Origin of the sequence: Pseudomonas sp. TH21 (genome assembly GCF_016651025.1) — a bacterium.
In the GTDB taxonomy this organism is placed as follows: Bacteria; Pseudomonadota; Gammaproteobacteria; order Pseudomonadales; family Pseudomonadaceae; genus Aquipseudomonas; species Aquipseudomonas aylmerensis.
Map to the genome: position 1 here is coordinate 312392 of NZ_JAEKEQ010000001.1, position 21940 is coordinate 334331.

Genomic DNA, 21940 nt, shown 5'->3' on the forward strand with positions numbered 1-21940 from the left:
CTCACGAGTCTTTGCGGGTCGGCTCTTCGACTTTTTCAGCCTGCACGTCGAAGGTACGACGCTCGGTGATCGGCTGGGTGGCCTGTGGGTGCACAGGCTGGGCCGGAGGCACCGGGTTGACGACCGGGTCGGCCGGCTTCTCATCGTCGTTCATGGCTTTGCGAAAGCCCTTGATCGACTCGCCCACGTCGGTGCCGAGGTTTTTCAGTTTCTTGGTGCCGAACACCAGTACCACCACCACCAGAATGACGATCCAGTGTTTCCAGTCAAAAATGCCCATGCTGCAATTCCTCTGTAAAAGTTATTCAGGCGGACGGGCGCGAGGCCTTTTCGGCATGCCCGGACAAGCCGAAGCGACGGTCCAGTTCATCCAGCACTGCCTGTGGATGCTGCCCCAGTTGGGCGAGCATGACCAGGCTGTGGAACCACAAGTCGGCGGTTTCGTAGATCACATCACTGCAGTCGCCGCTGACCTGGGCGTCCTTGGCGGCGATGATGGTCTCGATGGATTCTTCGCCGAGTTTTTCCAGAATCTTGTTCAAGCCCTTGTGGTACAGGCTGGCGACATAGGAGCTGTCGGCATCCGCGCCTTTGCGGTCTTCCAGCACCTGGGCCACACGGTTCAGGGTATCGCTCATGTTCAGTGTCCTGCGGAGTAGATGGCGTGCGGGTCTTTGAGCACCGGCTCGACAACCTTCCATTCGCCGTTCTCGAACACGCGATAGAAGCAGCTGTGACGGCCGGTGTGGCAGGCGATGTCGCCGATCTGCTCGACCATCAGGATCACCACGTCGGCGTCGCAGTCGATGCGCATCTCGTGCAGGGTCTGCACATGCCCGGACTCTTCGCCCTTGCGCCACAGTTTGCCACGTGAGCGTGACCAGTAGATGGCACGCTGCTCAGCGGCAGTCAGGCTCAGCGCCTCGCGGTTCATCCAGGCCATCATCAGGACGCGCCCGGTCTTGTAGTCCTGGGCAATGGCCGGCACCAGGCCGTCACTGTCCCACTTGATCTCGTCCAGCCAGTCTTTCATGTTCGGCTCCGGCAATTTGCGACAGTGTATAACCGGATTGGCTATCGACGCACGATCAGATAAACACCCACGGCGACCATGATGCCGGCCGGCCAGTGGCCCAATTGGTTCAGCGGCCCGCCGATGGCCAGCATCACGCCTCCCACCAGGTGCGCCGCGCCGAGCAGGCGCAGGAACCAGTCGTCCTTGCGCTTCTGCCATGGCGGCGCCGGGTCCTTGGCGTGGGGCTGGGACATGCGCTCCAGCAGGTCGCGGGTCATGTTGGCCAGGTGCGGCAGCTGTTCCATCTGGCTGTGCAGGTTGCCCAGCAGGGTTTTCGGGCTGACGCGCTCGCGCATCCAGCGTTCGAGGAACGGCTGCGCGGTGTTCCACAAGTCGAGGTCAGGGTAGAGCTGGCGGCCCAGGCCTTCGATGTTCAGCAAGGTCTTCTGCAGCAGCACCAGTTGCGGCTGCACTTCCATATTGAAGCGGCGCGCGGTCTGGAACAGGCGCATCAGCACCTGGCCGAAGGAAATATCTTTTAATGGTTTTTCGAAGATCGGCTCGCACACGGTGCGGATCGCTGCTTCGAATTCATTCAGCTTGGTTTCTGCCGGCACCCAGCCTGAGTCGATGTGCAACTGCGCCACACGGCGGTAGTCACGCTTGAAGAATGCGAACAGGTTGCGCGCCAGGTAGTCCTGGTCTTCCGGGGTCAGGCTGCCGACGATGCCGCAGTCGATCGCAATGTATTGCGGGCTCCACGGGTTGACGGTGCTGACGAAGATGTTGCCCGGGTGCATGTCGGCGTGGAAGAAGCTGTCGCGGAACACCTGGGTGAAGAAGATCTCCACGCCGCGCTCGGCGAGCATCTTCATGTCGGTACGCTGGTCGGCGAGGGTGGCGAGGTCAGTGACCTGCACGCCGTAGATGCGCTCCATCACCAGCACTTTCGGGCGGCACCAGTCCCAATACACTTGTGGCACATAGAGCAACGGCGAGCCTTCGAAGTTGCGCTTGAGCTGGCTGGCGTTGGCCGCCTCGCGCAACAGGTCGAGTTCGTCGTAGATGGTTTTTTCGTAGTCGGCGACCACGTCCACCGGGTGCAGCAGGCGCGCATCCGCCGAGAAACGCTCGGCGGCGCGGGCGAGGATGAACAGCCACGCCAGGTCCTGGCCGATGATCGGCTTGAGGCCCGGACGAATTACCTTCACCACCACTTCTTCGCCGGTCTTGAGCTGCGCCGCGTGCACCTGCGCCACCGACGCCGAAGCCAGGGGCTCGACGTCGAAGCGGCTGAACACCTCGCTGATCTTCTTGCCCAGCTGGTCTTCGATGAGCTTCATCGACTGCTGGGAATCAAACGGCGGTACGCGGTCCTGCAACAGCATCAGTTCGTCGGCGATGTCTTCCGGCAGCAGGTCGCGGCGGGTCGACAGAATCTGCCCGAACTTGATGAAGATCGGCCCCAGGTCCTGCAGCGCCAGGCGCAGGCGCGCGCCACGGCTCAGCTCCAGCTGTTTGCGCGGGAACCAGCGCCACGGCAGCACATAGCGCACCGCGAGCAGGAACCAGGGCAGGGGCAGGGCGAACAGCAGGTCATCGAGGCGGTAGCGGATTACGACGCGCTGGATACGAAACAAACGGCGGACGGCGAGCAGCTTCATGCGTTATCGCTTGGATCAAGGGAACGGCTCAGGCGCTCGAAGCGGGCCTCGAGGCGTTCCAGGTCGATTTTGGCCTTGTCGAGTTCACGAAAGCGCGCTTGCGCTTCCCGTTCTCCGACCAGGGTGCGCGATTCTTCGCTCAAGTATTCGGCGAGGTTCTGATTGAGGCTGGCGAACCCCTGCTGGTACCAGCGCGAGCGGCTGCGCAGGTGTCCGCTGATCAGTTGGGTGGCCACGGGGCCGATCCAGCGGGACAGCTCGTATTCCCAGTCCAGCTCCAGGTCCTGCAGCACGGCGGCCAGGTCCATCAGCACCGCGCTGTCGCCTTCCAGCTCCACTTCGGGGCTGTGCAGGATGGCGGTCTTGTTGCGACTGAGCGCCAGGTGCAACAGGCTCGAGGCCGGCGCACGCAGGGTGCAGTCGGCCTCGGCGGCCCATTGGGTCGCGAGCAGCAGGCCTTCATCGCTGGGCAGGATAAACAGCTGCAAGGCGGGGCTGCGGCAGTCGACGGCAATCACCTTGCCGGTCAAGTGCGCCAGCCGCGCCAGGGCGGTGCTGTCCAGGCGCAGCACACGGTTGAGGCCGTGCTCTACGCTGGCGAGGAGGCCCGCGAACAACATCAGGGCTTGATGCCGCGGTGCAGGGCGACGATGCCCGAGGTCATGTTGTGGTAGGTCACGCGGTCGAAACCGGCCTCTACCATCATCGACTTCAGGGTTTCTTGGTCGGGGTGCATGCGGATCGATTCGGCCAGGTAGCGGTAGCTCTCGGCGTCATTGGTGATCAGCTTGCCCATCAGCGGCATGAAGGCGAACGAGTAGGTGTCGTAGACCTTGGACATCAGCGCATTGGTCGGCTTGGAGAACTCCAGGACCAGCAGGCGGCCGCCCGGCTTGAGGACGCGCAGCATCGAGCGGATCGCGTCTTCCTTGTGGGTCACGTTGCGCAGGCCGAAGGCGATGGTCACGCAGTCGAAATGGTTGTCGGGGAACGGCAGTTTTTCCGCGTCGGCCTGGACGAATTCGATATTGCCGGCCACGCCCTTGTCGAGCAGGCGGTCACGGCCGACCTTGAGCATCGAACCGTTGATATCCGCCAGGACCACCTGGCCGGTCGGGCCAACCAGCTTGGAGAACTTGGCTGCCAGGTCGCCCGTGCCGCCGGCGATATCCAGCACGCGGTTGCCGGTGCGAACACCCGACAGCTCGATGGTGAAGCGTTTCCACAGGCGGTGCATACCGCCGGAGAGCACGTCGTTCATCAGGTCGTACTTGGCCGCTACGGAGTGAAACACCTCAGCGACTTTTTCCGCTTTCTGGCTTTCCGGGACGTTCTTGAAGCCGAAGTGAGTGGTGGGTTCGGCATCGCTGCCTTTGCGCTGATCAGTCATATCGCTGTCACCAAAAGAGAATGCGGGACATGATAATCCCCAAGGCCTGCTTTGTCTTGGCAAGGCTGCAGGTAAGATGGGCGGTCACCGAGACCTTTTGCCGCATCGAAGGTATTCAAATCCCTATAAAGAGGAGTCATTGCAATGGCCCGTATAACCGTTGAACGTGCACATTCCCTGGGTAAAGAAGGCGCACGGGCAAAGGCCGACAAGTTGGCGCACAAACTCCAGGAGCAATATGGCCTCGAGCCGTCGTGGTCCGGCGATACCTTGAACCTCAAGCGTTCGGGGGTTAAAGGCACGGTAGTCGTCGCTGATGATTCACTGCGTATTGATGTGGAACTGGGGCTGTTGATGTCGGCCATGAGTGGCACGATCAAATCCGAAATCGAGAAAGCCCTGGATAAAGCCTTGGCCTGATCCGCGTGTACTTAGGGTGCCGATTCTAATTTTCCAGCCTACTTTGTGCCCAAGCCCTCAACTCCTGTGGGCCGTTCCTCCCCCCTTTTTCGCGTGAGGTGCACCATGTCCAAAGTTATTCTGAAGAAAAAAATCGACGCCCAGACCACTGCCCTGAGTGACGTTAAAACCTATGCCCGCAAGATTTGGCTGGCGGGTCTTGGTGCCTACGCCAAGGTCGGAAGCGAGGGCAGCGACTACTTCAAAGAGCTGGTTAAGACTGGTCAACATGTTGAAAGTAAAGGCAAAAAAGTTGCAGTTGAACAACTTGATGCTGCCAACAGTCAGATTGATCAAGTAAAGAGTAATGTCTCCGCGGTCAAAGGTCTGGTAGAAGTTCAGCTGGATAAAGTTGAAAAAGCTTTTGATACTCGTGTCGCCAGTGCCTTGAATCGAATCGGCATTGCGTCTAAACATGACGTGGAGACACTCTCTGCTAAGCTCGAAGAGCTGACGGCATTGCTCGAACGTGTCGCGCGTAAACACTAAGGAGACATCGGGATGGCTGTTAAAAAGACTACTCAGAAAGAAGGCAGCTCGTGGGTCGGGAAAGTTGAAGAATATTCCCGCAAGATCTGGCTGGCTGGTTTAGGCGTTTACTCGAAGATCGACAGTGACGGCAGTAAACTCTTCGAGACTTTGGTCAAGGACGGCGAAAAGGCCGAGAAGTTGACCAAGAGCACAGTCGGTAAACAAGTTAATGCCGCCAAGGCGACTGCCGGTTCGCGCATCAGTGATGCGAAGAAACAGGTACTGGGTACTTGGAGCGAGCTTGAAGGGGCACTGGATACTCGCCTCAACAAAGCCATCTCGCGACTGGGCGTGCCTAGCCGTACTGAAGTGAAGGCCCTGCACACCAAGGTCGATACCCTGACCAAGCAAATCGAAAAACTCACGGGCGCCAAAGTGGCTCCGGTTAAAACCGCTGCGGCGAAACCGGCTGCCAAGCCCGCGGCCAAAACCGCTGCTGCCAAACCGGCCGCCAAAACCGCTGCCAAGCCTCTGGTGAAAGCTGCTGCCAAGCCGGCTGCCAAACCTGCGGCCAAGGCCCCTGCAAAAGCCGCGGCGAAACCCGCCGCCAAGCCTGCAGCCAAGACCGCCGCGGCCAAACCGGCCGCCAAGCCTGCGGCTAAACCTGTAGCGGCTAAAGCTGCAGCCAAGCCAGCGGCCAAACCGGCTGCCAAGCCTGCCGCCAAAGCAGCAGCAAAACCGGCCGCCAAGCCGGCAGCGAAAACTGCAGCAGCCAAACCTGCCGCCAAGCCAGCTGCCAAGCCCGCTGCTGCCAAACCGGCCGCCGCCAAGCCTGCGGCAAAACCCGCCGCCGCGAAGAAGCCCGCTGCAGCGAAAAACCGCAGCGCCCAAGCCCGCCGTAGCGGCCAAGCCTGCCACCGCGCCAACGCCAACCGCGTCCTCAGCCAACTCGGTTTCCGCACCGACGCCCGCTGCTGTCACCCCGACTGCAACGCCGGTAACCCCGACGCCATCCAGTCAGTCCTGATTTCTACAGGACACAAAAAAACGCTCGGCCTGCAGAGGTCGGGCGTTTTTTTTCATTTCTAATTGGTGTGATCCAGGTATTTGAGGGCCAATCGCTCGGTCGCCTGGCGTGCCGGCAACATCAAGTGCGGCGCCACCAGCATCATGATCTGGTACACCACCACCCGCACTTCGCCGTCGCGGTCGAGAATGCGCTGGTAGTCCAGGGAGAACAGCAGGGTCAGGGTGATCTGCTCCACCAGCTGCCCCAGTGCCTGGGTATCGCTGACCAGTTGCCCCGCCGTCTTCAACCGCGCCAGCAATGACGCCAGGGTGCGCTTGAGTGCAGTCAACAGGCCACGAATCCCCTTGGCCAGCTTCGGCAGGCGGCCGGCCAGGTTCGACAGGTCCTGGAACAAAAAACGGTAGTGCGCCATGCGCTCGACGATCAGGTGCAGGAACAGCCAGTAATCCTGGGCCTCCAGTTGCGCATCTGCCGGTGGGTCGAGCAGCGGTGCCAGCTCGTTCTGGAAGCGCTCGAACAGCCCGAGCACCAGCGGCTCCTTGCCATGGAAGTGGTAGTAGAGGTTGCCGGGGCTGATCCCCATTTCATTGGCCACCTCCATGGTCGACACGTTCGGTTCGCCCTTCTGGTTGAACAACTGCAGGGCACATTCAAGGATACGGTCGCGGGTCTTCATCCAGTCTTCTTAATGTGATCGTTGAGCTCAGCGCACTCGCACGTAAGTGCCTGGCGCCGCTTCCATCGGTGGATAGTTCTGGTTGCCCAGGGCGGTGAGGGTTTCGCGCTGTACGCCCGAGCGTTGCTGGATCCAGGTCAGCCACTGTGGCCACCAACTGCCTTCGACGTGATCGGCGTCGTAGTACCAGGCGCGCGGGTCGCTGCTCAGCTTGGGGTTTTCGACGTAGTTGGCCTTGGGGTTGCCCGGCGGGTTGAGGATGCTCTGGATATGCCCGCTGTTGGACAGCACGAAGCGCCGCTCGCCGCCCAGCAGTTGGGTGGAGCGATACACCGCGTCCCACGGCGTGATGTGGTCGTTGATCCCGGCGACGCTGAAGCTGTCCACCGTGACCTTCTGCAAGTCGATGGGCGTGCCGCACACCTCCAGGCCGCCCGGATGGCTCAACGGGTTGTGCTTGAAGAAGTCCAGCAGGTCGCCATGCAGTGCGGCGGGCAGGCGCGTGTTGTCATTGTTCCAGTACAGGATGTCGAACGCCGGTGGCTCCTTGCCCAGCAGGTAATTGTTGATCCAGTAATTCCAGATCAGGTCATTGGGGCGCATCCAGGCGAACACGCGCGCCATGTCGCGGCCGTCGAGCACGCCTTGCTGGTAGGAACGGCGCTTGGCCGCCTCCAGGGTTTGCTCGTCGACAAACAGCGTGGCGGGGCTGTCGATCTGGCTGTCCAGCAGGCTCACCAGGTAGCTGGCACTGGAAATGCGCCGCAGCTGGCGCTTGGCTTGCAGATGGCCTTGCAGGGCCGCGATGGTCAGGCCGCCGGCGCAGGCGCCCATCAGGTTGACTTCACGGGCACCGGTGATCGCCCGGCACACGTTGAGCGCTTCTTCCAGCGCGGCCACATAGGTGGAAAGGCCCCATTCGCGATGGCGTACGTCCGGGTTGCGCCAACTGACGATGAACGTCTGCAGGCCGTTCTTCAGCGCGTACTGCACAAAACTGTTGGCCGGACTCAGGTCGAAAATGTAGTACTTGTTGATTTGCGGCGGCACGATCAGCAGCGGCTTGGCGTACTGCTTTTCGCTCATGGGCTTGTACTGGATCAGCTCCAGCAGTTCGTTGCGAAACACTACCGAGCCCGGCGTGGTGGCCACGGTCTTGCCGACCTCGAAGGCTTGCTTGCTCACCTGGCGTGGCAGGCCGTGGTTGTGCAGCAGGTCGTCGAACAGGTTGCTCACGCCGCGCACCACGCTGTTGCCGCCGGAGTTGAGCAGCTCCTTGATGGCCAGCGGGTTGAGCAAGGTGTTGGACGGCGAGACGGCGTCGTTGATCAGGGCGAAGGCAAAATGCGCACGGGCGCGGTCATCGGCGCTCAAGGTGCTGTCATCGATCCAGTGGCGGGTCTGTTTCTGCCAGCTCAGATAGGCTTGCAGGCTGCGCCGGTAGAAGGGGTTGAGGGCCCAGGTCGGGTCGACAAAGCGGCTGTCGCGGGGATTGGGCTCGTGCACCGTTTCCCCCAGCAGTACGCGGCCCAGTTGACCGCCCAGCGCGAGCGCGTGACGGGCGGTATGCACCGGGTTGCGCAAGCCATGGGCGGCGACGCTGCGCAGGGTCGAGAGCAGATCCCGGCCGCGCAGGCCGGTGATCGCATTTTGCGCGTTGATGAACGCAGCGGGGGTGGGCGCCGGGTTCGTCACGGGTCTTTCTCGCATGAGCCAACACTCCTTCGTCAAACCATCAACAGGCACGCCAATTCAGAACCATAGCCGGTTCTCGGCAAGTTGCGCGGCGGCGCAGTCCTTACACCGCCGGTCGCGGGTGAATCACCGCCCGCAGACGCTCCTCCTCGAGAAACTTCATGATGATCGGAGCCACGGCTTCCGCGCGGGTGATCAGGAACAGATGCCCGTCATCGATGATGTGCAACTGCGCGTTGGGAATGCGCCAGGCCAGCATGCGCATGTTGACCAGCGGGATCAGCGGGTCGTCGTCCCCGGCCAGCACCAGGGTCGGCTGGCGGATCTTGTGCAGCCAATGAATGCTGGTCCAACCAAGCCCCGCGAACAGCTGCCAGTAGTAGCCGAGCTTGCCGGCCGAGCGCACTTTGCTGGCGTGTTCGGCGGCCAGTTTCGAGTCGCGGCGGAACGAGCCGCCATAGATCATCGGCGCAATGCGCACCACATGAGAGGGCTGGATATAGCGCCGTGGGCTCGCCATCAGCCACAGCACCTTGGGTTTGCCCGGCACCATAAAGGCGCCGGCGGCGGTGGCGGCCAGGATCAGCTTCTTGCAGCGCTCCGGGTAGTCATAGGCAAACTGCTGCGCCAGCGCGCCGCCCCAGGACACGCCCACCGCGTTGACCTGGCCGTAATCCAGGTAATCGAGCATGCGCGCCGTGAGCTTGGCCAAACCAGGAAACCGGTACGGCCGGCTGGGCGTCGAGGAACCGCCCACGCCCGGCACGTCGAAGGCGATCACTTCAAGGTCAGGGTCCAGGGCCTGGACGAACGGAAACACCAACTCAAGGTTGGCGCCGATGCCGTTGAAGATCAGCAACGGCGTCAAGTGCGGCTTGCCCGGGCGCACCGCCGTGCGGATGGTCTGGCCATCCAGGTCGATGGTGCGGAAGATGAACGGTTGCGGCATGGGCTTACCCTGCGAAGTGGCGCACTATTTCCCTGTCGGAATTCGGTCAGTGTGGGAGCGGGCTTGCTCGCGAAAGCGGTGTATCAGTCGAGTAAATAGTGACTGATCTTGCGCATTCGCGAGCAAGCCCGCTCCCACATTTGAGCGCATTCCAGCTACAAAACGGTGGTTCGTTTAGCGTTCGTGAACGTATGTCCCCGGCGCAGCCTCAGCTGCGGCGTAAGTTTTATTACCCAAAGTTGTCGGTGCCTTCTTCAGTTTCCCCGCCCGCTCCGCCTGCCAGGCCTGCCAATGCAGCCACCAGGAATCGGTGTGCTTGGTAGCATTCTCCTGCCATTCCAGCGCCTTGCCTGCCAAGCCATCGCTGGTCTGGTAGCGCGCCTTGGGGTTGCCTGGCGGGTTGAGGATGCTCTGGATATGCCCGCTGCTGGACAACACAAACTCGACCTTGCCGCCAAACAGCTGCGCCGACTTGTAGCAGGACTGCCAGGGCGTGATGTGGTCGTTGGTACCGGCCAGTGAATAGATATCGGCGGTGACCTGCTTGAGGTCGATCGGCGTGCCGCACACTTCCAGTGCATTGGCGCGCACCAGTGGATTGTTCTTGAACAGTTCGATCAGGTCGCCGTGGAAGGCCGCCGGCAAGCGCGTGGTGTCGTTGTTCCAGAACAGGATGTCGAACACCGGCGGCTCGTTGCCGAGCAGGTAGTTGTTCACCCAATAATTCCAGATCAGGTCGTTGGGGCGCATCCAGGCGAATACCTTGGCCATGTCGCGGCCTTCCAGCACGCCGGCCTGGTAGGAGTGGCGCTTGGCCGCTTCAAGGGTCTGCTCGTCGACGAACAGCGCCACCTGGGTGTCCAGCGTGGTGTCCAGCACACTCACCAGCAGGGTCAGGGCGTTGACCTTCTTCTCGCCCAGCGCCGCGTAGTGGCCCAGCAGCGCGGTGCAGGTGATGCCGCCGGAACAGGCGCCGAGCATGTTGATGTCTTTGCTGCCGGTGATCGCGGTGACCACATCGACGGCTTCTTTCAGTGCTTCGATATAGGTCGACAAGCCCCACTCGCGCTGCGCCTTGGTCGGGTTGCGCCAGCTGACGATAAAAGTCTGCTGGCCATTGCGCAGGCAGAAGCGCGCCAGGCTTTTATCCGGGCTCAGGTCGAACACATAGAATTTGTTGATCTGCGGCGGTACCACCAGCAATGGGCGCTCGTGCACCTGCTCGGTGGTCGGCTTGTACTGGATCAGCTCCAGCACGTCGTTGCGAAACACCACGGCGCCTTCGGTGGTGCCCAGGGTCTTGCCGACTTCAAACGCACCCATGTTGACCTGGCTCGGCATGCCGCCGTTGTGCACCATGTCCTTGGCCAGGTGGGACAGGCCATCGAGCAGGCTCTTGCCGCCGGTTTCAAAGAAGCGCTTGACCGCCGCCGGGTTGGCCGCGCTGTTGGTGGGGGCCATGGCTTCGGTCATCAGGTTGATCACGAAGTGGCCGCGGCTGATGTCCTGTTCCGACAGGTTGCTGTCGCCGATCCACTCGTGCAGTTCCTTGCGCCACGCCAGGTAGGTCTGCAGGTAGCGTTTATAGAGCGGGTTCTGGGTCCAGGCCGGATCATTGAAGCGACGGTCGTCGCTCTCGGGCTGCAGCTGCGATTTGCCGAACATCACGTTCTTCAATTCGACGCCGAAGTGGGCCACATGCTTGACGCTGTGCAACGGTTGCTTGATGGCTTGGGTCAGCACCATCTTCGCCGAGGCGAGTAAATCCTTTTTTCGTAACGCGATGATCGGGTTGAGCCCCAAGGTGTTTTCCGAGGCCTGGCGTTTCAAGTCATCGTTATTCTTGTTACTCATCTACGACGCTCCATTGTCCGAAAGACGAGTACCGGGTACCGCTGCGCACCAGGTTTCGATACACAACACAAGCCAGGTACTGCGACTCGGGTGACCGTTGATACCGCATCGTCAAATGCAGGGAACTTGCCAGTTCCATTGGTTACCCGAGTTTAATTTTTTTCGCAAGCGGGCCAATCATTGGCCACGCGACAGGGCATTCAAGCAGATGAAATTAGAAAATGCCCTCTAAAGAGCAAGAAGCCTGGGCTAGAGCATCAGGCGCACGACCGATTCACTCGGATCGCGGGTTTTGCCGGCAGCCTTGAGCTCAACGAGATAATCGGCCCACAGCGCGTCCTGACGCACGGCCAGTTGGTAGAGGTAGTCCCAGGTGAACAAACCGCTGTCATGCCCGTCGTCGAAGGTCAATTTCAGTGCGTATTGGCCGGCGGGTTCGATCTTGGTCAAGCGGACATTGAGTTTGCCGAATTGCAGGATGGGTTTGCCGTGGCCCTGGACCTCGGCAGACGGCGAGTGCACCCGCAGCAGTTCGGCGGGCAACTGGTAGACCTCGTCGGGCCCGTAGGTGAGGCCGAGGGTGTTGGAGGTTTTGTGCAGGTTGATGGCGGTAGGCAGTTTGGTCATTTGGGGAACCGCTCAGAGATGATCCTGAAGGAACCGGATCAATGTGGTAGCTGGGCTTGTGTGGGAGCTGGCTTGCCGGCGATAGCATCACCGCGGTGCTTCTGGCACTACGCGGCGATCCCATCGCGGGCAAGCCCGGCTCCCACAAAAGCCAGCGCTCACACGAGCTGGTCCGATCTAAGGCTTACAGGATATAACGAGACAGGTCTTCGTTCTGCGCCAATTCGCCCAAGTGGCTGTTGACGTAGTCCGCGTCGATCTTGATCGATTCGCCATTCTGCGCGCCCGCCATGTCACCCGCGCTGAAGGACACTTCCTCAAGCAGGCGCTCCAGCAGGGTGTGCAGGCGACGGGCACCGATGTTCTCGGTCTTCTCGTTGACCTGCCAGGCAATCTCCGCCAGGCGCTTGATGCCGTCCGGCAGGAACTCGATGCCCAGGCCTTCGGTTTTCAGCAGCTCACGGTACTGCTCGGTCAGCGACGCGTGCGGCTCGCTGAGGATGCGCTCGAAGTCGCCCGGGGTCAGCGCCTTCAGCTCTACGCGAATCGGCAGCCGGCCTTGCAGCTCGGGTACCAGGTCGCTGGGCTTGCTCAGGTGGAACGCACCGGAGGCGATAAACAGGATGTGGTCGGTCTTGACCATGCCCAGCTTGGTGTTCACGGTGCAGCCTTCGATCAGCGGCAGCAGATCGCGCTGCACGCCTTCACGGGACACATCGACGCCGCCGGCGTTGCCGCGCTTGGCCACCTTGTCGATCTCATCGATAAACACGATGCCGTGCTGCTCGACCGCTTCCAGGGCCTTGGCCTTGAGCTCTTCCTCGTTCACCAGGCGCCCGGCTTCTTCGTCGCGCACCAGCTTCAGTGCTTCCTTCACCTTGAGCTTGCGGCTTTTCTTCTTGCCCTTGCCCATGTTGGCGAACAGGTTCTGCAACTGGCTGGTCATTTCTTCCATGCCAGGCGGTGCGGAGATGTCGACGCCGGAAACTTCGGCGACTTCGATCTCGATTTCCTTGTCGTCCAGCTGGCCTTCACGCAGGCGCTTGCGGAACAGCTGGCGGGTGTTGGAATCCGAGGCCGGTGCGGCGTCTTCGTTGAAGCCCATGCGCGCCGGTGGCAGCAGGGCGTCGAGGATGCGCTCTTCGGCGGCGTCTTCGGCGCGGTGGCTGACCTTGGTCATTTCCTGTTCGCGCAGCAGCTTCAGCGCGGCGTCGGCCAGGTCACGAATGATCGATTCGACGTCGCGGCCCACATAGCCCACTTCGGTGAACTTGGTGGCTTCGACCTTGATGAACGGCGCGTTGGCCAGCTTGGCCAGGCGCCGGGCGATCTCGGTCTTGCCCACGCCGGTCGGGCCGATCATCAGGATGTTCTTGGGGGTTACTTCAACGCGCAGTTCTTCGGGCAGTTGCATCCGGCGCCAGCGATTACGCAGCGCAATGGCAACGGCGCGCTTGGCATCGTCCTGGCCGATGATATGGCGATTGAGTTCATGGACGATTTCGCGGGGAGTCATGGACATAGTGTTTGGCGGCCTCAAGCAGGAATAAGCCTACGGCTTACTCGGCGAGGTCCTGCTCCTCAATGGTGAAGTTGTGGTTGGTGAACACGCAGATGTCGCCGGCAATGCCCAAGGCAGTCTCGACGATTTCGCGGGCCGACAGGTCGGTTTTCTTCAACAGTGCGCTGGCAGCCGCTTGTGCGTAGCCACCACCGGAACCCATGGCGATCAGGCCGTGTTCGGGCTCAACCACATCGCCGTTACCGGTGATGATCAGGGACGCGTCTTTGTTGGCGACTGCCAGCATGGCTTCCAGGCGGCTGAGGGAGCGGTCGGTGCGCCATTCTTTGGCAAGCTCGACAGCGGCGCGCACGAGGTGGCCCTGATGTTTTTCAAGCTGGCCTTCGAAACGTTCGAAAAGGGTGAAGGCGTCGGCGGTAGCGCCGGCAAAGCCCGCGAGAACCTGGCCGTGGTACAGGCGACGGACTTTTTCGCGTTGCCTTTCATCACGGTGTTGCCAAGGGAAACCTGGCCGTCGCCGCCCATGACGACTTTGCCGTGGCGACGTACTGAAACGATGGTGGTCAAGGGGAGAGTCTCCACGCAGCGGGGCGAAAATGCCCTGATGGAAACTCATATGGGGGTGGCGGGGGGATTTCAACCGTAGGGGTTTAAGGCGGACGAGTGGTGTTTATCGGTCTGACACATTTTTTAAGCGCACACCAAAACCAAATGTGGGAGCGGGCTTGCCTGCGATGGTGGTGTGCCAGTCACTGAAAATATTGACTGTGATACCGCCATCGCCGGCAAGCCAGCTCCCACATGGGCCCTGCTGTGTTGTCAGATTCAGCGGCTCTGGCGTTGTTGTAACAACAGGTTGCTAAACCCGGCGCCGGCCAGTTGTTTCTGTGCGACGGTCAGCTGTTCGCGGTTGCTGAACGGCCCTACCAGGACGCGATACCAGGTCGCGTCCTTGACCGTGCCGGACTCCACCGTCACCGTCTGGCCGAGCAGGATGATCTGCGCACGCACACGATCCGCATCCGCCTGTTTCGGGAACGAGCCCGCCTGCAGGAAGAACTTGGTCACCGGTGCCGCCTTGGTTTCTGCAACCGGCGGGGCTGGTGGCGGGGTGATCCCGGCCAGCGCCGCCTGGGCCCGTGCGGTGTCGATTTTCGCCGCTTCCGCAGGCGTTACCGGGGTGGTCGGCACTTGCGGCGTCGGCAGGGTTTTCTCCGGCACGGCGTCAGGCGGCACGATCACTTCCGATTCCGGCAGCAGCGTGTAGAAGTCGTACTTCGGCTTCACCGGTGCAGTCGGGCTCGGCGCAGTCTTGTTGGCTTCGGCAATTTTGGTGGCCTTCTGCTGCTCCTGCTTGACGCGTTTGACGTCATCGCCCTTGCCCGGCTCCAGCTTCATCAGAATCACCACAAACGCGCCGACCGCCAGGCCGATGGCCATCCACAACCAGCCTGGAATAGGCTTCTTCGCCGGTGCCTGGTAGCGGCTCGCGCCGCGCTTGGGTGCAGGTTTTTTCTTGGCAGCCAACTTACATACGCTCCAGGGTTTCCAGGCCTAACAGTTCCAGGCCTTGCTTGAGGGTCCGTCCAGCCAGTGCGGCGAGGCGCAGGCGACTTTGCTTCTGGGCTTCGTCGTCGGCGGTGAGGATCGGGCAATTCTCGTAGAAGCTGGAGAACAGACCGGCGACTTCGTACAGGTAGGTGCAGAGGATATGCGGCGTGCCTTTCTCGCCGACGCTGTTCAGCACTTCGCCGAATTGCGCCAGTTTCGCGGCCAGTTCCTGCTCATGCGGGGCCTGGAGCACGATCTGGCCTTCGACTGCGCTGAAGTCCTTGCCCAGCTTGCGGAACACCCCGGCTACGCGGGTGTAGGCGTACAGCAGGTACGGCGCGGTGTTGCCTTCGAAGTTGAGCATCAGTTCGAAGTTGAAGCTGTAGTCGCTGGTGCGGTGCTTGGACAGGTCGGCGTATTTCACCGCGCCAATCCCCACCACGCGGGCGATGTTGCGCAGGTCGGCCTCGGCCAGCTCCGGGTTCTTTTCCTTCACCAGGTTGTAGGCACGCTCCTGGGCTTCGGTCAGCAGGTCGATCAGCTTCACGGTACCGCCGTCGCGGGTCTTGAACGGGCGGCCATCGGCGCCGTTCATGGTGCCGAACCCCATGTGTTCCATGTGCATCGGGTGGGTGACAAACCCTGCGCGCCGCGCCACTTCGAACACCTGCTGGAAGTGCAGGGCCTGGCGCTGGTCGACGAAATACAACGCACGGTCGGCTTTCAGCACGCCGCTGCGGTAGCGCACGGCCGCCAGGTCAGTGGTGGCGTAGAGGTAGCCGCCGTCGGCCTTGACGATGATTACCGGCAGCGGCTCGCCGTCGGCAGTCTTGAATTCTTCGAGGAACACGCACTGGGCGCCGTTGCTTTCGACCAGCAGGCCCTTGGCCTTGAGGTCGTTGACCACGTTGATCAGGTCATCGTTGTAGGCGCTTTCGCCCATCACGTCGGCCGGGGTCAACTTGACGTTGAGCAGCTCGTAGATTTCCTGGCAGTGCGACAGCGAGATCTCCCGGAAGCGGCCCCACAGCTCCAGGCATTCCTTGTCACCGGCCTGCAGCTTGACCACCAGGCCACGGGCGCGGTCGGCGAATTCTTCGGATTCGTCAAAACGCTTCTTGGCGGCGCGGTAGAAGTTCTCCAGGTCTGCCAGCTCGTTGCTGGTGATCGGGTTTTCCTGCAGGTACGCCATCAACATGCCGAACTGGGTGCCCCAGTCGCCCACGTGGTTCTGGCGGATCACGGTGTCGCCGAGGAACTCCAGCACGCGTGCCACGCCGTCGCCGATGATGGTCGAACGCAGGTGGCCGACGTGCATTTCCTTGGCCAGGTTGGGTGCCGACAGGTCAATTGCCACGCGCTCGAGCGGGCCGGCCTTGCGCACGCCGATTTTTTCGTCAGCCAGGGCCGCGTCCAGGCGGGACGCCAGGGCCTGAGTGTTCTGGAAGAAGTTGATAAAGCCCGGGCCGGCGATTTCGGCCTTGGTGACCTGCGGGTCGGCGGGCAGGGCGGCGATGATTTTTCCGCCAGGTCGCGCGGTTTCATGCCCGCAGGCTTGGCGAGCATCATCGCGATGTTGCTGGCGAAGTCGCCGTGGGTCTTGTCGCGGGTGTTTTCCACCTGGATCGCCGGCGTCAGGCCTTCAGGCAACACACCTTCGTTGACGAGTTGGGTGAGGGCTTGTTGGATCAGCTGGCGAATGGTGTCTTTCATGGTGTTCTCTTTCGACCGCAAGCGGCGGCGCGCGATGCGCAGGTGGAAAAACTGGGCATTATCCGTGGCGAGGGCGGGCTTGCCAACCGTTCAGGTTCTTCGGCAGACCTGCGGGCCTCATCGCGGGCAAGCCCGCTGCCACATTTAAGGGTATTCACATTTCAAAATGTGGGAGCCGGCTTGCCTGGGACAGCGATTTTGAAATCAGTACAAATCTACCGGGTCTACGTCCAACGACCATCGCACTTGCCGGCCACTGGGCATTTGCTCCAGGGCAAGCAACCAGCTACTTAATAGCCGATGCAGCGGTGCGCGGGAGGTTGCCTGCAAGAGTAGCTGAGCACGATAGCGTCCGGCGCGGCGCTCCATGGGCGCGGGCACCGGGCCGAGCAATTCGATGCCGGTCAGACCCAGTTCGACGAGCAAACGTTCGGCGGCGCTGCAGGCTTCATCCAGGAAACCTTCGGCTTGCCCGGGTTTATGCGCTTCGGCGCGCAGCAGCGCCAAATGGGCAAAGGGTGGCAGTCCGGCGGAGCGGCGCTCGCTCAGCGCCTGCTCGGCGAAGGCAAAGTAGCCTTGTTCTGTCAGTTGGATCAGCAGCGGATGGTCGGCCAAATGCGTCTGGATAATCACTTTGCCCGGCTCTTCGGCGCGTCCGGCGCGGCCCGCGACCTGCACGATCAACTGCGCCATGCGCTCGCTGGCGCGGAAGTCGCCGGAGAACAGGCCACCATCGGCATCCAGGATCGACACCAGGGTCACCCGTGGAAAATGATGCCCTTTGGCGAGCATCTGCGTGCCCACTAGAATGCATGGCTGGCCTTTCTGAATGGTGGCAAACAACTGATTCATCGCATCTTTGCGCGAGGTGCTGTCGCGGTCGACCCGCAGCACCGGGTAGTCGGGGAACAGAATGCCCAGGCGTTCCTCGGCGCGCTCGGTGCCTGCGCCCACCGGCCGCAGGTCGACCTTGCCGCACTGCGGGCAGTGGCGCGGCACGCGTTCCACATGGCCGCAGTGATGGCAGCGCAATTCGCCGTAGCGCTGGTGCACGGTCATGCGCGCATCGCAGCGCTCGCACTCCGACATCCAGCCGCAGTCATGGCACAGCAGGGTCGGCGCAAAGCCACGGCGATTGAGAAACACCAATACCTGCTGGCCGGCGGCGAGGGTCTGGCCGATGGCTTGCTGCATGGGGCCGGAGATGCCGCTGTCGAGTGGACGACTCTTGACGTCCAGGCGCAGGAAGCGTGGCTGTTTGGCGCCCCCCGCGCGCTCATTCAAGCGTAGGAGTCCATACCGGCCGGTGTAGGCGTTATGCAGGCTTTCCAGGGACGGCGTGGCCGAGCCCAGCACAATCGGGATGTCTTCCTGGCGCGCGCGCACCAGCGCCAGGTCGCGGGCGTGATAACGCAGGCCTTCCTGCTGTTTATAGGAGCCGTCGTGCTCCTCGTCGATGATGATCAGCCCGGGGTTCTTCATCGGCGTGAACAGCGCCGAACGCGTGCCGATAATAATGTCGGCCTCGCCATCGCGCGCCGCCAGCCACGACTCCAGGCGCTCCCGGTCGTTGACCGCCGAGTGCACCAGGGCAATGCGCGCATTGAAGCGCTGCTCGAAGCGCGCCAGGGTTTGCGGGCCCAGGTTGATCTCCGGGATCAACACCAGCGCCTGTTTGCCGGCCTGCAGGGTTTCACGGATCAGTTGCAGATAGACTTCGGTCTTGCCGCTGCCGGTGACGCCAGCCAGCAGGAACGCGTGGAAACTGTCGAAGCCTGCGCGAATGGCTTCGTACGCGGCGCGTTGTTCGGTGTTCAGCGGTAGCTCGGGCTGGGCCAGCCAGTGTTCGTGGCGCGGGTCCGGGGCATGCTTGCGGATTTCCACCTGCACCAGGCCCTTGGCCAACAGCAGGTCGAGGCTGTCCTTGCTCAGCATCAGCTTGCTCAACAGCTGATGCGCGACGCCGTGAGGATGTTGCGCCAGGGTGGCCAGGGCTTCACGCTGGCGCGGCGCGCGCGCGATGCGCGGGTCGTCGAGGCGCGCACCGGGCACCATCGACCAGAAGCGTTCCTGGCGCGCTTCGGCCAACTCGCCCTGGCGCAACAGCACCGGCAGTGCCCAGCTCAAGGTATCGCCGAGGCTGTGCTGGTAATACTGGGCGGTCCACAGGCACAGCTTGAACAGCGCCGGCGGCAGCGGTGGCGTGGCATCAAGGATCGCCAGCGCCGGCTTGAGCTTTTCGGCCGGCACTTCGCTGTGGTCGGCGACTTCCACCAGGATGCCGATCATCTCCCGCCGCCCGAATGGCACGCGCACACGCATGCCCGGCTGCAACTGCGCCCGCAGCACGCCGGCCGGGGCCCGGTAGTCGAACAGGCGGCGCAGGGGCGAGGGCAGGGCTAGGCGCAAAATGGCGTCGGGCACGCGAGGGGTCTCATCTATAAAGGCAGGCAGTGGCGCAGGGGCGGGAGCCTAGCAGACCTGCGGTAGAGGTGTCCCGTCTCTGGTACAGGAGGCAGCACTTCTGTGGGCGCCGGGCGGGTTGTGGTGGGCAGGCTTGCCCGGTGGTGTGCCGCAATTTTTCTGATGAAAGGGGCTTTTATGTGTGTAAACGAGCGGAGGCGCCGCTTGCGTGATTAAAAAGGTCTGGTAGAATCCGCGGCCTAATTACGTGCGGTATTCGACAATAGTGTCGAGTGGCGGCACGCTAGCCCGAGGAAGTCACCATGAAAGCCGATATCCATCCAGCGTACGAAACCATCGAAGTCACCTGCAGCTGCGGCAACAAGTTCGAAACGCGTTCGAACCTGTGCAAGCCACTGGGTACTGACGTATGCAACGAGTGCCACCCGTTCTACACCGGTAAGCAGAAAACTCTGGACACCGGCGGCCGTGTACAGCGCTTCGCAGATCGCTTTGGTGCTTTCGGCAAGAAGCCTGCTGCTACTCCAGCAGAGTAAGGCTCAAAAGCCTTATGGGCTTTTGCCAGCTGTTGAAAAAGGCGTCCCTTGTGGGCGCCTTTTTTGTACCTGGGATTTGGCTCTCGGCCGCGCAGGCCGAGGCGTTCTGCCCGGCGCCGACGGCCCTGGCCCGTGTGGAAGTGCAGCGCGTGGTGGATGGCGACACGGTACGCCTCAAGGATGGCCGCAGCGTGCGGCTGATCGGTATCAATGCGCCGGAAACCGGCAAGAAGGGCCGTGCGGAAGAACCCTACGCCGTCGCCGCCCGTCAGCGTCTACAGGCGCTGGTCCAGGCCAGCGATGGCCGTGTCGGCCTGGTGGTGGGGCGCGAGCCTAAAGATCATTACGGGCGCACCCTGGCCCATCTCTATGGTGCCGACGGCAAGAACCTTGAAGCCCAACTGTTGGCCGAAGGGCTGGGCTTCCAGGTGGGTATGGCGCCGAATGTTGACCTCGTCAGCTGTCAGCAGGCCGCTGAAAACACGGCCCGCAAGGCGCGGCTCGGTCTTTGGCGGCAATCGCCGGTGCAGGCCGTCACGCAACTCAAGCGTTCCGGGTTTGCCGTGGTCAGTGGCCGGGTCAGCAAGGTCGAGCGCAATCGGGGCGGCGTCTGGATTGAGCTGCAGGGTTCACTGGTATTACGCATCGCCCCGGCTCTGGTCAGCCAATTCGACAGTGCCCTGCTCAATGGTCTGCAAGGGCGCACTGTTGAGGCGCGTGGTTGGGTGCAGGATCGTTCGCGACGCGGCGGCCTGAAAAACGGCCAGGCGCGTTGGCTGCTGCCACTGACCGATCCCGGGATGCTTAAATCGACGCTTTAAGAAAAAATTGTAGACATTTTTTAAGTCGATTGTGAACAGTTGAGCCCTTGTATCCCGTGGCTCTTGGCCGAAAGTCTTAGTGCAGGGCCCTTGACACCTGTGACTGCCCAGTCTTGTAGGGACTTTGCGACACGCGTATCCTCGGCGGTCCGTCGACCAACAGTAAAAGCGGAATGCCGATATGTCTGATTTGAAAACTGCCGCTCTCGAATATCATGCCCATCCTCGTCCAGGAAAGCTGAGTGTAGAGCTCACCAAAGCCACTGCCACCGCCCGCGACCTGTCGCTGGCCTACAGCCCTGGCGTTGCCGAGCCCGTACGTGAAATCGCCCGCGACCCTGAACTGGCGTACAAGTACACCGGCAAAGGCAACCTGGTTGCAGTGATTTCCGATGGCACCGCGATCCTGGGCCTGGGTAACCTCGGCCCATTGGCTTCCAAGCCAGTCATGGAAGGTAAAGGCGTGCTGTTCAAGCGCTTCGCCGGCATCGACGTTTTCGACATCGAAGTCGACTCCGAAAGCCCGCAGGCCTTCATCGACACCGTCAAGCGCATTTCCATCACCTTCGGTGGCATCAACCTGGAAGACATCAAGGCACCTGAGTGCTTCGAGATCGAAAAGGCCCTGATCGAGCAGTGCGACATTCCTGTATTCCACGATGACCAGCACGGCACCGCGATCGTTACCGCGGCCGGCATGATCAACGCCCTGGAAATCGCTGGCAAAACCCTGGCTGACGCCAAGATCGTCTGCCTGGGCGCTGGCGCTGCGGCCATCTCCTGCATGAAGTTGCTGGTGAGCATGGGCGCCAAGCTGGAAAACATCTTCATGGTCGACAGCAAGGGCGTGGTCCAGTCCGAGCGTACCGACCTGAACCAGTACAAGGCGATGTTTGCCCACGCCACCGAGAAGCGCACCCTGGCTGACGCCCTCGACGGTGCCGACGTGTTCGTCGGCCTGTCCGGTCCGAACCTGCTGAGCGCCGAAGGCCTGAAGTCCATGGCGGCCAACCCGATCGTGTTCGCCTGCTCCAACCCTGATCCAGAAATCTCTCCGGAACTGGCGCACGCCACCCGCAGCGACGTGATCATGGCGACCGGCCGTTCGGACTACCCGAACCAGGTCAACAACGTACTGGGCTTCCCGTTCATCTTCCGTGGTGCCCTGGACGTTCGCGCCAAGCGCATCAACGAAGAAATGAAAGTCGCTGCCGCCAACGCCCTGCGCGAACTGGCCAAGCTGCCGGTCCCTCAGGAAGTGTGCGACGCCTACGGTGGCATCAAGCTGGAATTCGGCCGTGAGTACATCATTCCGAAACCAATGGATAAGCGCCTGATCACCCTGATCTCCGATGCCGTGGCCAAGGCCGCGATCGAGACCGGTGTGGCTACCCTGCCGTATCCGAAGCACTACCCGCTGCAAAGCGTGGATGATGTGTTCAACGGCTAAGCCGTTGTAGCGCACAACAAAAAGCCCCGGCTCGCGAGAGTCGGGGCTTTTTGTTGGCTGGCAATTAGCTTGAGCCTTGCGGTGAGCTAAAGG

19 protein-coding genes and 3 pseudogenes are annotated in these 21940 nt (G+C 61.7%); 6 read left to right on the plus strand and 16 right to left on the minus strand.

Annotated features, from left to right (window positions below; all coding sequences use genetic code 11):
* Position 1 precedes the first annotated feature (1 nt).
* From JFU04_RS01310 to ubiE, 6 genes are read right to left on the minus strand one after another with little or no spacing between them, the layout of a single operon-like run.
* The gene (locus JFU04_RS01310) at positions 2-280 is read right to left on the minus strand and encodes a twin-arginine translocase TatA/TatE family subunit (protein ID WP_012721795.1); all 279 of its coding nucleotides are present in this window, start codon (positions 278-280) and stop codon (positions 2-4) included.
* Between the two features lie 25 nt (positions 281-305).
* Entirely contained in the window at positions 306-638 is a 333-nt protein-coding gene (locus tag JFU04_RS01315) for a phosphoribosyl-ATP diphosphatase (RefSeq protein WP_065899885.1), read from the minus strand.
* 2 nt (positions 639-640) lie between these two features.
* Positions 641-1033 carry a phosphoribosyl-AMP cyclohydrolase gene (hisI, locus tag JFU04_RS01320; protein ID WP_065899886.1) on the minus strand — a complete coding sequence of 131 codons (393 nt, stop codon included), beginning with the start codon at positions 1031-1033 and terminating at the stop codon, positions 641-643.
* Between the two features lie 41 nt (positions 1034-1074).
* Positions 1075-2679, minus strand: a complete 1605-nt coding sequence (ubiB, locus tag JFU04_RS01325) for a ubiquinone biosynthesis regulatory protein kinase UbiB (protein WP_065899888.1) — start codon at positions 2677-2679, stop codon at positions 1075-1077.
* Positions 2676-3299, minus strand: a complete 624-nt coding sequence (locus tag JFU04_RS01330; protein WP_201143378.1) for a ubiquinone biosynthesis accessory factor UbiJ — start codon at positions 3297-3299, stop codon at positions 2676-2678. The genes ubiB and JFU04_RS01330 overlap by 4 nt, the downstream gene beginning before the upstream one ends.
* The gene (ubiE, locus tag JFU04_RS01335; protein WP_003171186.1) at positions 3299-4069 is read right to left on the minus strand and encodes a bifunctional demethylmenaquinone methyltransferase/2-methoxy-6-polyprenyl-1,4-benzoquinol methylase UbiE; all 771 of its coding nucleotides are present in this window, start codon (positions 4067-4069) and stop codon (positions 3299-3301) included. The genes JFU04_RS01330 and ubiE overlap by 1 nt, the downstream gene beginning before the upstream one ends.
* A 144-nt stretch (positions 4070-4213) precedes the next feature.
* On the opposite strand from ubiE, the gene JFU04_RS01340 reads away from it, so the two are divergent.
* The 3 genes and pseudogenes from JFU04_RS01340 to JFU04_RS01350 all read left to right on the plus strand — a co-directional run bounded on the left by JFU04_RS01340 (position 4214) and on the right by JFU04_RS01350 (position 6026).
* A complete protein-coding gene (locus JFU04_RS01340; RefSeq protein WP_065899890.1) occupies positions 4214-4489 on the plus strand; it encodes a polyhydroxyalkanoic acid system family protein in 276 nt (91 codons plus the stop codon).
* Between the two features lie 105 nt (positions 4490-4594).
* A complete protein-coding gene (locus tag JFU04_RS01345; RefSeq protein ID WP_201143379.1) occupies positions 4595-5017 on the plus strand; it encodes a phasin family protein in 423 nt (140 codons plus the stop codon).
* Between the two features lie 12 nt (positions 5018-5029).
* Positions 5030-6026, plus strand: a pseudogene (locus JFU04_RS01350) (phasin family protein).
* A 58-nt stretch (positions 6027-6084) separates the two neighbouring features.
* Here JFU04_RS01350 and JFU04_RS01355 read toward each other — a convergent pair.
* The 10 genes and pseudogenes from JFU04_RS01355 to JFU04_RS01400 form a co-directional block, all read right to left on the minus strand.
* Positions 6085-6705, minus strand: a complete 621-nt coding sequence (locus JFU04_RS01355) for a TetR/AcrR family transcriptional regulator (protein ID WP_120447437.1) — start codon at positions 6703-6705, stop codon at positions 6085-6087.
* A 27-nt stretch (positions 6706-6732) separates the two neighbouring features.
* Positions 6733-8415, minus strand: a complete 1683-nt coding sequence (gene phaC / locus JFU04_RS01360) for a class II poly(R)-hydroxyalkanoic acid synthase (protein WP_065899895.1) — start codon at positions 8413-8415, stop codon at positions 6733-6735.
* Between the two features lie 88 nt (positions 8416-8503).
* Positions 8504-9349: a poly(3-hydroxyalkanoate) depolymerase gene (gene phaZ, locus JFU04_RS01365; RefSeq protein WP_065899897.1), complete on the minus strand. Its 846-nt coding sequence runs from the start codon at positions 9347-9349 to the stop codon at positions 8504-8506.
* Between the two features lie 174 nt (positions 9350-9523).
* Complete coding sequence (phaC, locus tag JFU04_RS01370; protein WP_106805380.1) at positions 9524-11203, minus strand: class II poly(R)-hydroxyalkanoic acid synthase; 1680 nt, start codon at positions 11201-11203, stop codon at positions 9524-9526.
* A 249-nt stretch (positions 11204-11452) separates the two neighbouring features.
* Positions 11453-11830, minus strand: a complete 378-nt coding sequence (locus JFU04_RS01375; protein WP_065899901.1) for a gamma-butyrobetaine hydroxylase-like domain-containing protein — start codon at positions 11828-11830, stop codon at positions 11453-11455.
* A gap of 184 nt (positions 11831-12014) precedes the next feature.
* Positions 12015-13352 carry an ATP-dependent protease ATPase subunit HslU gene (hslU, locus tag JFU04_RS01380; RefSeq protein WP_106805378.1) on the minus strand — a complete coding sequence of 446 codons (1338 nt, stop codon included), beginning with the start codon at positions 13350-13352 and terminating at the stop codon, positions 12015-12017.
* Positions 13353-13389: 37 nt separating this feature from the next.
* Positions 13390-13919: pseudogene (hslV, locus tag JFU04_RS01385) on the minus strand (ATP-dependent protease subunit HslV).
* 258 nt (positions 13920-14177) lie between these two features.
* Complete coding sequence (locus JFU04_RS01390) at positions 14178-14879, minus strand: SPOR domain-containing protein (RefSeq protein ID WP_065899905.1); 702 nt, start codon at positions 14877-14879, stop codon at positions 14178-14180.
* Position 14880: 1 nt separating this feature from the next.
* Positions 14881-16616, minus strand: a pseudogene (gene argS, locus JFU04_RS01395) (arginine--tRNA ligase).
* A gap of 204 nt (positions 16617-16820) precedes the next feature.
* Complete coding sequence (locus JFU04_RS01400) at positions 16821-19040, minus strand: primosomal protein N' (protein WP_201143380.1); 2220 nt, start codon at positions 19038-19040, stop codon at positions 16821-16823.
* Between the two features lie 302 nt (positions 19041-19342).
* Between JFU04_RS01400 and rpmE the strand changes: the two genes are divergently transcribed.
* The 3 genes from rpmE (at position 19343) to JFU04_RS01415 (ending at position 21847) form a co-directional block, all read left to right on the plus strand.
* The gene (gene rpmE, locus JFU04_RS01405; protein WP_005784030.1) at positions 19343-19576 is read left to right on the plus strand and encodes a 50S ribosomal protein L31; all 234 of its coding nucleotides are present in this window, start codon (positions 19343-19345) and stop codon (positions 19574-19576) included.
* Positions 19577-19590: 14 nt separating this feature from the next.
* Positions 19591-20397 (plus strand): thermonuclease family protein, encoded by an 807-nt coding sequence (locus tag JFU04_RS01410; RefSeq protein WP_201143381.1) that lies wholly within the window; start codon positions 19591-19593, stop codon positions 20395-20397.
* Positions 20398-20578: 181 nt separating this feature from the next.
* Positions 20579-21847 carry a malic enzyme-like NAD(P)-binding protein gene (locus JFU04_RS01415; RefSeq protein WP_065899913.1) on the plus strand — a complete coding sequence of 423 codons (1269 nt, stop codon included), beginning with the start codon at positions 20579-20581 and terminating at the stop codon, positions 21845-21847.
* Positions 21848-21940 lie beyond the last annotated feature (93 nt).